Source organism: Arthrobacter sp. SLBN-53 (assembly GCF_006715585.1).
Lineage (GTDB): Bacteria > Actinomycetota > Actinomycetes > Mycobacteriales > Mycobacteriaceae > Mycobacterium > Mycobacterium neoaurum_A.
The window spans coordinates 4,990,131-5,002,624 of the sequence record NZ_VFNN01000001.1 but is presented as its reverse complement, the minus strand read 5'-3'; the positions used below and the strand labels follow the sequence as shown (position 1 = coordinate 5,002,624).

13 protein-coding genes are annotated in these 12,494 nt (G+C 68.0%); 2 read left to right on the top strand and 11 right to left on the bottom strand.

The window, feature by feature from the left end:
- Positions 1 to 133: 133 nt before the first annotated feature.
- The 5 genes from FBY28_RS24110 to yajC form a co-directional block, all read right to left on the bottom strand.
- Positions 134 to 658 carry an adenine phosphoribosyltransferase gene (locus tag FBY28_RS24110; protein ID WP_141869699.1) on the bottom strand — a complete coding sequence of 175 codons (525 nt, stop codon included), beginning with the start codon at positions 656 to 658 and terminating at the stop codon, positions 134 to 136.
- A gap of 49 nt (positions 659 to 707) precedes the next feature.
- Positions 708 to 2,348: an ABC transporter substrate-binding protein gene (locus FBY28_RS24105; RefSeq protein WP_141869698.1), complete on the bottom strand. Its 1,641-nt coding sequence runs from the start codon at positions 2,346 to 2,348 to the stop codon at positions 708 to 710.
- Positions 2,349 to 2,416: 68 nt separating this feature from the next.
- Entirely contained in the window at positions 2,417 to 3,649 is a 1,233-nt protein-coding gene (gene secF / locus FBY28_RS24100; RefSeq protein ID WP_141869697.1) for a protein translocase subunit SecF, read from the bottom strand.
- Between the two features lie 4 nt (positions 3,650 to 3,653).
- A complete protein-coding gene (secD, locus tag FBY28_RS24095; protein ID WP_141869696.1) occupies positions 3,654 to 5,459 on the bottom strand; it encodes a protein translocase subunit SecD in 1,806 nt (601 codons plus the stop codon).
- A gap of 80 nt (positions 5,460 to 5,539) precedes the next feature.
- On the bottom strand, positions 5,540 to 5,899 hold the full coding sequence (gene yajC, locus FBY28_RS24090; RefSeq protein ID WP_019511279.1) for a preprotein translocase subunit YajC: 360 nt from the start codon (positions 5,897 to 5,899) through the stop codon (positions 5,540 to 5,542).
- Between the two features lie 197 nt (positions 5,900 to 6,096).
- Here yajC and gabT point away from each other — a divergent pair, with 197 nt between their 5' ends.
- Complete coding sequence (gabT, locus tag FBY28_RS24085) at positions 6,097 to 7,440, top strand: 4-aminobutyrate--2-oxoglutarate transaminase (protein ID WP_141869695.1); 1,344 nt, start codon at positions 6,097 to 6,099, stop codon at positions 7,438 to 7,440.
- 18 nt (positions 7,441 to 7,458) lie between these two features.
- Here the strand turns inward: gabT and FBY28_RS24080 are convergent, their stop codons facing one another.
- The 5 genes from FBY28_RS24080 to ruvC are packed head-to-tail and all read right to left on the bottom strand — an operon-like array spanning position 7,459 to position 10,814.
- On the bottom strand, positions 7,459 to 8,175 hold the full coding sequence (locus FBY28_RS24080) for a hypothetical protein (RefSeq protein WP_141869694.1): 717 nt from the start codon (positions 8,173 to 8,175) through the stop codon (positions 7,459 to 7,461).
- Positions 8,176 to 8,228: 53 nt separating this feature from the next.
- Positions 8,229 to 8,615 carry a DUF1304 domain-containing protein gene (locus tag FBY28_RS24075; RefSeq protein WP_141869693.1) on the bottom strand — a complete coding sequence of 129 codons (387 nt, stop codon included), beginning with the start codon at positions 8,613 to 8,615 and terminating at the stop codon, positions 8,229 to 8,231.
- Positions 8,616 to 8,620: 5 nt separating this feature from the next.
- Positions 8,621 to 9,676, bottom strand: coding sequence for a Holliday junction branch migration DNA helicase RuvB (ruvB, locus tag FBY28_RS24070; protein WP_019511275.1), 1,056 nt, complete (start codon positions 9,674 to 9,676; stop codon positions 8,621 to 8,623).
- A 2-nt stretch (positions 9,677 to 9,678) separates the two neighbouring features.
- Positions 9,679 to 10,269, bottom strand: a complete 591-nt coding sequence (gene ruvA / locus FBY28_RS24065; protein ID WP_141869692.1) for a Holliday junction branch migration protein RuvA — start codon at positions 10,267 to 10,269, stop codon at positions 9,679 to 9,681.
- Positions 10,266 to 10,814: a crossover junction endodeoxyribonuclease RuvC gene (ruvC, locus tag FBY28_RS24060; protein WP_019511273.1), complete on the bottom strand. Its 549-nt coding sequence runs from the start codon at positions 10,812 to 10,814 to the stop codon at positions 10,266 to 10,268. The genes ruvA and ruvC overlap by 4 nt, the downstream gene beginning before the upstream one ends.
- Positions 10,815 to 10,914: 100 nt before the next feature.
- On the opposite strand from ruvC, the gene FBY28_RS24055 reads away from it, so the two are divergent.
- Complete coding sequence (locus FBY28_RS24055) at positions 10,915 to 11,562, top strand: SDR family oxidoreductase (protein WP_141869691.1); 648 nt, start codon at positions 10,915 to 10,917, stop codon at positions 11,560 to 11,562.
- A gap of 10 nt (positions 11,563 to 11,572) precedes the next feature.
- On the opposite strand, the gene FBY28_RS24050 is transcribed toward FBY28_RS24055, so the two are convergent.
- The gene (locus tag FBY28_RS24050) at positions 11,573 to 12,328 is read right to left on the bottom strand and encodes a YebC/PmpR family DNA-binding transcriptional regulator (RefSeq protein WP_141869690.1); all 756 of its coding nucleotides are present in this window, start codon (positions 12,326 to 12,328) and stop codon (positions 11,573 to 11,575) included.
- Positions 12,329 to 12,494 lie beyond the last annotated feature (166 nt).

The following is a 12,494-nucleotide window of genomic DNA, read 5'->3' as shown; positions in this document are numbered from 1 at the left end:
GCTGATCTTGGCGGTATCCGCGGCGGCCTCGGCCGACGGCGGAGTCTGGACCACCTGCCCGGTGCCGCTCGCAACGTTGTCTTCGCCGGCCACGTTCACCTCCTCGCCATCGTCAAGACTTCGAGGATATCTCTCAGCCTGTGATGAGACTGGTGACCGGTAGTGGTTGGATCGCGGCGCGCCCGTTCAGACCCACCAGTTCCAGCACCACGGCCGCACCGATCACCCTGGCCCCGGCCTTTTCCAGCACCTGGGCTGCCGCGGCGAGCGTGCCGCCGGTGGCCAGCACATCATCGATCACCAGAACGTTGCGACCGGCCAGTTCGATACCGTCGGCCGGGATCTCCAGGGTCGCCGACCCGTACTCCAGGTCGTAGGACACGGTATGCACCGGCGGCGGCAACTTGCCCCCCTTGCGCACGGCCAGCACCCCGGTACCGCGGCGCAGTGCCACCGCCGCGCCGAGCAGGAAGCCGCGGGCGTCGACGCCGGCGATCAGGTCGGCTCCCTCGGCGACCTCGGCCAGCGCGTCGGTCAGCACCACCAGGCCCTGCGGGTCGGCAAGCACCGGGGTGAGGTCCTTGAACTGCACACCCGGGCTCGGGAAGTCGTCCACCTCGCGGGTCAGCCGGCTGATCAGTGCCGCAGCATCACTCACGACAGTGCCGGATTCACGACAGCGTCCGAACTCACGACAGCATCCGAACTCACGACAGTGTCCATCGGTCCATGTTCCATCCTGCTCCCCAGCGGGTCGGGTTGCTGCTGACGGCACCCACCGATTTGGCGGTCAGCAAGGTGCGCTGCTGACGGTACAGCGGAAGGGTCGGCACGTCCGCCCAGAGGATGGGGCCGCTCTCCCCCAACAGCCGGGACTGCTCCTTGGGGTCGGCGGTCACCACCAGCGCGTCGATGATGCCGTCGATGCGCTCGTTGCTGTACCCGGAGAGGTTGTTGCCGTTACCGGTGTGCAGGTCGTAGGCATCCAGCGAGCTCGAACCGGTGGAACCGCTGCCCACGGCGCCGCCGGTGCTGCCGATGAGGACGTCGACGGAATTGTCGAGCAGGCTCTGCGGGCCCACACCGGCGCCCGCCGCATCGGTGACGGTGATCCCCGCCGGTCCGCACGCCTGCGCGATGGCACCCACCGTGGCGGCCAGCCGTGGGTTCGGGCTCTGGTATCCGATGCGCACGGTCAGCGGTTGATTGTTCAGCGCCAGCCGGGCGCCCTCGATATCCGGCGCCACGAACTGCCCTGCCGCGACGGCACTCTCGGCGGCCGACAGGGCGTCCTCGGCGGTCGGGTTCAGACGCGCGTTGGCAACCGCCACCTGCGCGTTGCGGGCGATGTTCTCCCGCGGGGTGCACAACGCCAGAGCCCGCCGGTTCGGGGGCGCGGCCATCAAGCCCTGCGCGGAGAAGATCAGCTGCTCGATACCCGCCGACGGGGTGTCGGTGCGGGTGTAACCGGCGGGCAGGTTGATGATGCCCGATGATCCGGCCGCGATATCGACGATATCGAAGGTGCCGTCGTTGATCCGGTCCTGGATATCGGCTCCGCGCGGCCACACCGTCACCCGCGGGGTCACCGGCTTCGCGCCCCACCACTTGTCGTTGGCCGTCAGCACCACCGCGCCCTGGTCGGTGATGGACTCCACCTTGTAGGGCCCGGACGAGGGCAACAGCTTGATGTCGGTGTCGGGACCGAGATTCCAGCTGGCGTTCCACGCCGCGGCGATGCGGTCGACCGCCGGGAGATCCTGGTTCTGGATGGCGCGGGTGACCCCGGCCTCCCCAAGTCCGAGCTGATCGCCGAGCACGTGGGCGGGCAGCAGCGCGGTCGCGCCGAACAGCGAACCGTAATCGACGATTCCGCGGTCCGGATTGAACGTCACCCGGGCCTTCTTCTGTCCGGGCACGCAGTCGACGGTCGCGATATCGCGGTACCCCGCGGTGCTGGCCGCGTTGAACAACGGGAATCGCCCGGACTGCGCGGCCCAGGTCAGCACCATGTCGTCACAGGTGATCGGCTTGCCGTCGGAGTACACGGCGGCCGCATTGATCTCGTAGTCCAGGATCAGCGGTGCGCGGCCGACCACGGCGACGGTGCCGTAGTCCCGGTCGCTGACCGTCTGCCCGTCGGGACCGCGATAGGTGAATCCGGTGAGCACGCGAGCGAACGCCTGCGGGCCGCCGGAGGCGGCACCGCTGACGGTATTGGTGTTGTAGCTGGTCAGCGTGCCGTCGACGGCGTAGTCGATGACACCGTCGGAGCCTGCCGAACAGCCCGCCACGACCAGCCCCGCCACCAGGGCCAGGGCGGCAGCTGCGCGGCGGGTGCCTCGCACGCTCGGCACTATCACTCGGGTGCCTCGCACGCTCGGCACGGTGCTGCGGGTGCCTCGCACGCTCGGCACTATGGCCGCCGTTTGCCCGACGGTCGGTTGGGCCGCAGCGGTTTGGCACCGGGCGCGGGCTTGTCCGGTGCCGGACCGGCCGGGGTGCTGACCTCGACGGCGTCGGCGGTCAGATCCTGGGCGGCATCGTCATCGTCGAGCTCGGTGGCCCCTTCGGACTTGGCGGCCACCGCCGCGCGCCGGCGCATGACCTTGCGGGTGTGGTTGCGCACCACATCGGTGCGCTCACGCAGGGTCACCAGTAGCGGCGTGGCGAAGTAGATCGACGAATAGGTACCGACGAGCACGCCGACGAGCTGCACCAGCGCCAGGTCCTGCAGGGTGCCCACGCCGAGCAGCCAGACGGCGATGACCATCAGCGCGATGATCGGCAGTGCCGAGATCAGACTGGTGTTGATCGACCGCATGAAGGTCTGGTTGACCGCCAGGTTGGCCTGTTCGGCGAACGTTCGGCGGGTGGTGTGCTCGAAGCCCTCGGTGTTCTCCTCGACCTTGTCGAACACGATGACGGTGTCATAGATCGAGAAGCCGAGGATGGTGAGCAGACCGATCACGGTGGCCGGGGTGACCTCGAAGCCCACCAGCGCGTACACACCTGCGGTGACGATGAGGTCGAAGAACATCGCCGCCAGGGCAGCGAGCGCCATGTATCGCTCGTAGCGCACGGTGATGTAGATCGACACCAGGATCAGGAACACCACCAGCGCGATCAGCGCCTTCTGGGTGATCTGGCCGCCCCAGGTGGATGACACGGCCGAGTCGCTGATGGCCTGAATGCTGGGCTGGCCGTCGGTGCCCTTGGGCGCGAACGCATCGAACAGCGCGGTGCGCACCTTCTCGGTGTCCTCGTTGCTCAGCGTCTCGGTGCGGATCTGCACGGTGGCCGACGGCCCGCTGCCGACGATGACGACGGTCTCGGGGGCGCCGCCCATGGCCTCACCGAACACGGTCTCGACCTGTTCGGTGGTGGCCTGCCCCTTGGCGCCGTCGACCGGCATGGAGATCTTGGTGCCGCCCTCGAAGTCGATACCGAAGGCGAACCCGCGGATCAGCATGGCCAGCAGCGAGATACCGACGATCACACCGCTGACGGCGTACCACAGCTTGCGCTTACCGATGACCTCGAAGGCGCCGGTGCCGGTGTAGAGCCGCACGAAGAAGCCGTGCTGTTGAGCCGATCCGGTGCCTGCCTCGGTCCCGAGCGTCTCCGGAGAAGAATTCTTGGCCGACATCTGACTAACCCCGTCCTGTCGTGGGCGCGGCACGCCGTTCGCGGGCGATCTGCTGGACGGCACCGAGACCGTTGAACGCCGGTTTGGCCAGCGTCGTGGACTTCGATGACAGGTACACCAGCGGCCAGGTCACCAGGAACACCACCAGCACGTCGAGGATGGTGGTCAGGCCCAGGGTGAACGCGAAGCCCTTCACCTGGCCGACGGCCAGGATGTAGAGCACCGCCGCGGCCAGGAAGGTCACCGCGTTACCGGAAAGAATCGTCTTGCGGGCACGGGCCCAACCGCGCGGCACGGCCGATCGGAACGAACGGCCCTCACGGATCTCGTCCTTGATGCGCTCGAAGAACACCACGAACGAGTCGGCGGTCGTGCCTATACCGATGATCAGACCGGCGATACCGGCCAGATCGAGGGTGTAGTTGATCCATCTGCCGAGCAACACCAACAGGGCGTAGACCATGGCCCCGGCAAGGATCAGCGACAGCGCGGTCAGCAGGCCGAGCACCCGGTAGTACAGCAGCGAGTACAGCAGCACCAGCGCCAGACCGACGGCACCGGCGATGAGACCGGCCTTCAGCGAGGTCAAACCCAGTGTCGCCGAGACGGTTTCGGCCTCCGACGATTCGAACGACAGGGGCAGCGAGCCGTACTTGAGGACGTTGGCCAGTTCGCGGGCCGAGGAATCGGTGAACTGCCCGGTGATCTGGGTGCGTCCGCCGGGGATCGCCTCCTGGATCTCGGGGGCGCTGACGACCTGCGAGTCGAGCGTGAAGGCCGTCTGGGTCCCGACGTTGGCCGCGGTGAAATCGGCCCAGATCTTCGAACCGCCGCTCTTGAACTCGACGTCGACGACGTAATCGCCGCGCTGCTGGTCCAAGCCGGATCCGGCGGTCTGGATCTCCTCGCCGCTCATGATCGACTTGTCCAGCAGGAAGACGTTCTTGTGATCGGTCGAGCAGGTGACCAGCGGCAGGTTCGGGTCGTCGTTACCGGCCAGCACGTCGTCCTCGTTGCACCGGGTGGCCTGGAACTGCAGTGCCAACAGCTGGATGCTCTGATCGGTGCTCTGGCGCAGCTGCTTCTCGTCGGCGATGCGCTGGGCCAGCGAGGCGTCTTCGTTGGGCGCGCCAGGTGCCTGCGAGGCGGGCGTACCGGGAGCCGGTGCGGGTGACGGAGCGGGTGTGGGCGACGGAGACGGAGACGGCGAGGGTGCCGGTTCCAGTGGGTAGGGCCGCGGCTGAGCGGCCGGCGGCGCGGCGGGGACGCCCGGCTGACCGGGCGTCCGAACGGGCGCCTCGGGCTCGGCCGGTGCGATCAGCGGCGGCATACCGCCGGGGTCCATACCGGGCGGCATGCCGGGGATCTGACCACCCGGCGGCAGCCCCGGGGGCGCACCCTCGGCGGGCGGCTGGTCACCGGCCGGCTGGGCGGGCATCGCGTGGATGACCGGCCGGATGTAGAGGCGGGCGGTCTGGCCGAGGCTGCGAGCCTCGGTTCCGTCGTTGCCGGGGACCGTGATGACCAGGTTGTCACCGTCGATCACGACCTCGGAGCCGGAGACGCCGAGACCGTCGACGCGCGAGCTGATGATCTCCTGCGCCTGGATCAGAGCGTCGCGGGTGGGCCGCGAGCCGTCGGGTGTACGAGCGGTGAGTGTGACGCGGGTGCCACCCTGCAGGTCGATACCCAGCTTGGGCTCGGGATTCTTATCGCCGGTCAGAAAGACCAGCAGATACACACCGACGAGGAGTGCCAGGAAGAGCGACAGATAGCGGGCAGGGTGGACCGGCGCCGAAGACGATGCCACGGTTCTTGGGTCTCCTCGAAACGATTAAGGACGGCGTTGACAGGGACTGCGTTACCGGGAGGGTACGCGGTGAGCCTGGCTCAGTTGCTGTCAGTCTTGGGTGTCGGGCGGTCAGTGAGTTCGACGGCGCCCGATTGGCTCTCGAACGTCTCGTCATCGTCGGCGGCGTCATCATCGTCGTCGAGGTCTTCGATGCGATCGCGGATGGCCAGCTTCATCCAGGTGGTCACCACACCGGGGGCGATCTCCAGGTCGACGTAGTCGTCGGTGATACCGACGATGGTGCCCTTCAGACCCGAGGTGGTGTGCACCCGGTCACCGACGGTCAACGACTCGTGCAGATCGATCGTGGCCTGCATGGCCTTCTTCTGGCGGCGCGACGCGAAGAACATGAAGGCGCCCAGAATGATGAAGAGGGGCAGGAATACGACGAGATCCATGGAGCTGCTGTCCTTCGCAGTTGTCAGCGGGTACGGCACACCAGTGTGCCACTATCGGCTCCCCCGATTTGCCGGTCACCCGGGCAACCCGGCCCCGACCGACGGAAACCGTGACACAATGGGGTGGAACCGACGCGATTCGAAGATGGACCGCGATTGAGTTGCTGTTTTCACCCGTAACGCCACAGGAGTCAGCCGTGCCTGCCGTCGAACAGAGCCGCCATCTCGCCACCGCCATTCCCGGCCCGAAATCCTCGGCGCTGATCGAGCGCAAGAATTCCGCGGTCGCCCGCGGTGTCGGCACGACGATGCCCGTCTACGCCGCACGTGCCGCCGGCGGCATCCTGGAGGACATCGACGGCAACCGGCTGATCGACCTCGGCTCGGGCATCGCCGTCACCACCATCGGCAACGCCGCTCCGCGGGTGGTCGACGCCGTGACCGCCCAGGTCGATCTGTTCACCCACACGTGCTTCATGGTGACGCCCTACGAGGGTTACGTCGCCGTGGCCGAACACCTCAATCGGCTCACCCCCGGCAGCGGGGACAAGCGTTCGGCGCTGTTCAACACCGGATCCGAGGCGGTCGAGAACGCGATCAAGATCGCCCGCTCCTACACCCGCAAGCAGGCCGTGGTGTCCTTCGACCACGCCTATCACGGCCGCACCAACCTCACGATGGCGCTGACCGCCAAATCGATGCCCTACAAGAGCGGTTTCGGCCCGTTCGCCCCGGAGATCTACCGGGCTCCGCTGTCGTATCCCTTCCGCGACGCAGAATTCGGCAAGGAGTTGGCAGAGGACGGCGAACTGGCGGCCAAGCGCGCCATCACCGTCATCGACAAGCAGATCGGCGCCGACAACCTGGCCGCCGTCATCATCGAGCCCATCCAGGGCGAGGGCGGATTCATCGTCCCCGCACCAGGATTCCTGCCCGCACTGCTCGCCTGGTGCCGGGACAACAATGTGGTGTTCATCGCCGACGAGGTGCAGACCGGTTTCGCGCGGACCGGCGCGATGTTCGCCTGTGAGCACGAGGGCATCGACCCTGATCTGATCGTCACCGCGAAGGGCATCGCCGACGGGCTGCCCCTCTCGGCGGTCACCGGGCGCGCCGAGATCATGGATGCCCCGCACGTGTCCGGGCTCGGCGGAACCTACGGCGGCAATCCGATCGCCTGCGCCGCGGCGTTGGCGACCATCGAGACCATCGAGACCGATGGCCTGGTGGCCCGCGCCGGCGCCATCGAACGGCTGATGAAGGACCGGCTGCACCGGATGCAGGCCGATGACGACCGGATCGGCGATGTGCGTGGCCGCGGCGCGATGATCGCCGTGGAGCTGGTCAAGTCCGGTGGTACCGAACCCGATGCGGATCTGACCAAGGCGCTGTGCGCGGCCGCCCACGCCAAGGGTGTCATCGTGTTGTCCTGCGGTACCTACGGCAACGTGTTGCGTTTCCTGCCGCCGCTGGCGATCAGCGACGAACTGCTGAACGAGGCCCTCGACATCCTGGCCGAGGCGCTCGCCGCACTGCGCTGACCGGTCCCGGGCCGCCGCTCAGCGCGCCACCGGGGTCTTGGACGACCCGAACAGGCGGTCCTTGAGTCCCCTGCGACGGGTCGGGACCGTCGTGTGGTCCGGTTCGGTCGCCACGATGGGACCGGTCGCGGTCGGACTCTGTGCCGGCGTGTGGTGCAGCGGGATGGCCCTGGTGTGGTCGTCGTGGTCGACGCCGTCCCTGGTGACCGTGTCATCCAAGCGGTCATCCACGCGGTCATCGTCACGCAGCCGGACATCGCGCACGCTGCGTACCGACACGCGGCCGATGGCGGCGGCGGCCAGGAACACCATCAGCGCGCCGAGGCCGGAGAAGTAGGCCAGCTCCAGTGCCACGCTCTTGGCCTCGGTCACCGCGACGGGGCTGCCCGGCGTGCCGAGACCCAGCGGCGCGGCCAGCACCCGACCCACCACGAACCAGGCACCCGCGGCCACGCCGAGCCAGCCGCCCAGCATGGCGGTGGCGCGGTTGCGCGAGACCAGCAGCAACAGGCCACCGATGACGGCCACCACGCCGGGAAGCAGCTGTAGCCAGCCCCGGCCCATGGTCCATGCCCACGGCGTATCGGGTGTGTAGGCGAAGTCGAAGTACGGCCCGACGAATGGGATGAGGGCGCCCCACAACCCCAGGACGATCAACAGGACTCCGCTGAGGGCACCGCGGCTGCGCGCGATATGCAACCTGCCGCCGCGGGGGGAAACATGTGTACCGGTCATGGGGGCCTCCTCTGCCGAACGGTGTTTACCCAGCTCGGACCCCGCGAAAACCGCTAGCCGACGAGGTGGATCACCAGCAGCACGACGGCGATCAGCGGGAACAGACCCTGACTGATCGCGGCGCGCGCCTTGTCCGGCGAGGAGATCAGCAGCACCAGCGCCGCGGCCAGCATCGAGCCGACCCCGGCAAGGATCAACGCAGCCCCGATACCGCTGTGCCCCATTGCGACGGCGGCGATCCCGATCGCGGACACGATCGCCAGGAACAGGTTGTAGAAGCCCTGGTTGAAGGCGAGCTCCTTGGTGGCGACCGCCTCCTCGGCGCTCATCCCGAACGTCGCGCGGGTCCGCGGCGAGGTCCAGGTCACCGATTCCATGACGAAGATGTAGACGTGCAGCAGCGCGGCGATGCCGGCGATGATCAGTGCGGCGACAAGCATGCCCACTATTCAAACAGGCCGCTCTGCTGACCGAGACCGCGAACCGGTGGTTCCAGCCCGAGATGTGTCCACGCCAACGGGGTCGCCACCCGCCCGCGCGGGGTGCGGGCGATCATCCCGGCGCGCACCAGGAACGGCTCGCACACCTCCTCGACGGTGGTGGCCTCCTCCCCGACCGCCACCGCCAGCGTCGAAACCCCGACCGGGCCGCCGTTGAAACTGCGGGTCAGCGCCGTGAGCACCGCCCGGTCCAACCGATCCAGCCCGAGTTCGTCGACGTCGTACACCGCCAGCGCGGCCTTGGCGATATCGCGGGTGATCACCCCGTCGGCGCGTACCTCGGCGTAATCACGCACGCGGCGCAACAACCTGTTCGCGATACGTGGGGTGCCGCGGGAACGGCGCGCGACCTCGGCACCGGCGGTGGCCTCCAACCCGATACCGAGGATGCCTGCCGAGCGATGCAGCACCCGCTCGAGGTCGGCGGGTTCGTAGAAGTCCATGTGGGCGGTGAACCCGAACCGGTCGCGCAGCGGTCCGGTCAACGCTCCGGACCGGGTCGTCGCGCCGACCAGGGTGAAGGGCGCGACATCGAGGGGAATCGACGTCGCACCAGGGCCTTTGCCGACGACGACGTCGACCCGGAAGTCCTCCATCGCCAGGTAGAGCATCTCCTCGGCGGGCCGGGCGATGCGATGGATCTCGTCGATGAACAGCACATCGCCCTCGACCAGATTCGACAGCATGGCCGCCAGATCGCCCGCGCGCTCCAGCGCCGGGCCCGACGTGACCCGCAGCGCCGAGCTCAATTCGGCGGCGATAATCATCGCCAACGAGGTCTTGCCCAGGCCGGGTGGCCCGGACAGCAGGATGTGATCCGGTGTGCCGCCGCGATTCTTGGCACCCTCCAGCACCAGCTGCAGCTGTTCGCGCACCCGGTGCTGGCCGATGAACTCGCCGAGCGACCGCGGCCGCAGGCTGGCGTCGACATCGCCCTCGCCGACGGTCAACGCCGGCGAGACATCACGCTCCTCGGGTTCCTCGTCCTCGAAACGGCCCATGGCTACTTCTTACCCAGCATCGACAGCGCGGCGCGCAGGGCGCCGGAGGTGGTGGCGGTCGGATCGTCGGCGAGCACCTTGTCGGTGGCCTCCTCGGCCTGTTTGGCCGCAAACCCAAGGCCGACAAGGGCTTCCACCACCGGGGTGCGCACCGCGTGTCCGGTGGCCGTGGCCACACCACCGGAACCGGGCACCGCGCCGATCTTGTCGCGCAGTTCCAGCACCATCCGTTCCGCGCCGCGCTTACCGATGCCGGGCACCCGGGTCAGCGCGGCGACGTCACCGTCGGCGAGCGCCTGCCGCAGCGCCGGGGCGTCATAGACCGCCAGCGTGGCCAGCGCGATCTTCGGCCCCACACCGGACACCCCGAGCAGGGTGGTGAACAGATCGCGGGCCTCGCCGTCGGCGAAACCGTAGAGCGTCATCGAGTCCTCGCGCACGATCATCGCGGTGATCAGCCGGGCGTCGGCCCCGCGCCGCAGCGTCGACAGTGTCGACGGTGTGGCCATCACCTTGTAACCGACGCCGGCGGCCTCGATGACGACGTGGTCGAGGGCGATGTCGAGGACCTCACCGCGCACCGAGGCGATCATGCCCGCACCGCCTTGAGCCGCGCCTGATAGCGCTTCTTCTGTTCGGCCGCCTTGGCCTCGGCCTCGGCCATCCTGGCGATCATCGGCGCGCGCCAGCAGTGGCAGATGGCGAGCGCCAACGCGTCGGCGGCATCGGCCGGGGTCGGCTTCTGTTGCAGCGCAAGGATCTTGGTCACCATGGTGGTGATCTGGGCCTTGTCGGCGCGCCCGTTACCGGTCACTGCGGCCTTCACCTCCGAGGGGGTGTGGAAATACACGTCGATATTTCGGCGGGCTGCGGCCAGCGCGATCACCCCGCCGGCCTGGGCGGTGCCCATCGCGGTGTTGGCATTGTGGTTGGCGAACACCCGCTCGATCGCGATGACATCGGGGACGTGGGTGTCCATCCAGTGCTCCACCGTGTCGCTGATGGTCAGCAGCCGCTTCTGCAACGGTTCGTCGGCGGGCGTGCGCACGACGTCGACATCGAGCGCCGTCACATGTCTGCCACGACCACTCTCGATCATGGACAGCCCACAGCGCGTCAAACCGGGATCGACTCCCATTACCCGCACGCCAACCCCTTCACATCAGAACACCTGTTCGATAGGTTAGCCGCCCGGACCGACACCGCCCGGCAGGGACACGCCATGGCAGGCTGGACACATGCGCGTCGTCATCGCCGGTGGACATGGTCAGATAGCCCTCATCCTGGAAAGGCTGTTGGCCGAGCGCGGCGACACCGCCGTGGGCCTGGTGCGCAATCCGGCACACGTGCCGGACCTGGAGGCCGTCGGGGCCAGCGCCGAGGTGCTCGACCTGGAGCACACATCGGCGTCCGCTCTTGCCGAGGTGTTGCGCGGGGCCGATGCCGTGGTCTTCGCCGCGGGCGCAGGCCCGGGCAGTGGCGTGGCGCGCAAGCAGACCGTCGACCGCGATGCCGCGATCCTGCTCGCCGATGCGGCCGAGGCCGCGGGGGTGCCGCGCTATGTCATGGTCTCGGCCATCTCGGCCGACGATCGCAGCCTCGATGACGCCTACGACGAGGTGTACCGCGCCTACATCCGCGCCAAGGCCGACGCCGACGCCGACGTGCGGGCACGCTCCGGCCTGCACAGCACCATCGTGCGGCCGGGACGGCTGACGGACGATGCCGGCACCGGACGGGTACACATCGCCGAATCCACCGGTCGCGGCGAGATCCCGCGTGCCGATGTCGCGGCGGTACTACTGGCGGTGCTCGACCATACCGACACCGCGGGACGCACCTTCGAGCTGATCGCCGGGGAGACCCCGATCAGCGCGCTGTTCTAGTCCTCGGGCCCTAGTCTTCGTCGAGCTGCGCGGCGACATCATCGGGGATGTCGACGTTGGTGTAGACGTCCTGCACGTCATCGCTGTCCTCGAGGGCGTCGACCAGCTTGAGCACCTTGCGGGCGCCCTCCAGATCGACCTGAACGCTCACCGAGGGCTGGAAGCTGGCCTCGGCGGAGTCGTAGTCGATACCGGCATCCTGCAGCGCGGTGCGCACGGCCACCAGGTCGGTGGGCTCCGAGACCACCTGGAAGCTGTCGCCGAGGTCGTTGATCTCCTCGGCACCGGCCTCCAGCACCGCGGCAAGGACGTCATCCTCGGAGAGGCCGTTCTTCTCCAGCGTCACGATGCCCTTGCGGGAGAACAGGTAGGACACCGAACCCGGGTCGGCCATGTTGCCGCCGTTGCGGGTCATGGCGACGCGGACCTCACCGGCCGCGCGGTTCTTGTTGTCGGTCAGGCACTCGACGAGGACGGCGACACCATTGGGCCCGTAGCCCTCGTAGGTGATGGTCTGCCAGTCGGCGCCGCCGGCCTCTTCACCGGCGCCGCGCTTGCGCGCGCGCTCGATGTTGTCGTTGGGCACGGAGCTCTTCTTCGCCTTCTGGATGGCGTCGTACAGCGTGGGGTTGCCGCCGGGGTCACCGCCGCCGGTGCGGGCGGCGACCTCGATGTTCTTGATCAGCTTGGCGAAGTTCTTGCCACGACGGGCGTCGATGATCGCCTTCTTGTGCTTGGTGGTGGCCCACTTGGAATGGCCGCTCATGCAGGTACGCCCTCTTTCTGGTGAAACGTCAGTTGGCCAGTCTACGGGCAGAGACTGGGTTGACCGGCGCGGCGGGGCACGCTCCGGCCGGTCGCACCGTCCGATGAACAAGTGTTAACTGAGCCACAGTCACTTCCCTGGTTAACTTACTCCAAAGTAAGATTCG

What these genes read in the sequence shown, in the direction of transcription:
- yajC (WP_019511279.1), bottom strand. Translation starts at nt 5,899, where the DNA reads ATGGATCTCGTCGTATTCCTGCCCCTCTTCATCATTCTGGGCGCCTTC.
- FBY28_RS24050 (WP_141869690.1), bottom strand. Translation starts at nt 12,328, where the DNA reads ATGAGCGGCCATTCCAAGTGGGCCACCACCAAGCACAAGAAGGCGATC.
- FBY28_RS24075 (WP_141869693.1), bottom strand. Translation starts at nt 8,615, where the DNA reads ATGCTTGTCGCCGCACTGATCATCGCCGGCATCGCCGCGCTGCTGCAC.
- FBY28_RS24080 (WP_141869694.1), bottom strand. Translation starts at nt 8,175, where the DNA reads ATGACCGGTACACATGTTTCCCCCCGCGGCGGCAGGTTGCATATCGCG.
- ruvB (WP_019511275.1), bottom strand. Translation starts at nt 9,676, where the DNA reads ATGGGCCGTTTCGAGGACGAGGAACCCGAGGAGCGTGATGTCTCGCCG.
- ruvA (WP_141869692.1), bottom strand. Translation starts at nt 10,269, where the DNA reads ATGATCGCCTCGGTGCGCGGTGAGGTCCTCGACATCGCCCTCGACCAC.
- FBY28_RS24055 (WP_141869691.1), top strand. Translation starts at nt 10,915, where the DNA reads ATGCGCGTCGTCATCGCCGGTGGACATGGTCAGATAGCCCTCATCCTG.
- secF (WP_141869697.1), bottom strand. Translation starts at nt 3,649, where the DNA reads ATGTCGGCCAAGAATTCTTCTCCGGAGACGCTCGGGACCGAGGCAGGC.
- ruvC (WP_019511273.1), bottom strand. Translation starts at nt 10,814, where the DNA reads ATGGGAGTCGATCCCGGTTTGACGCGCTGTGGGCTGTCCATGATCGAG.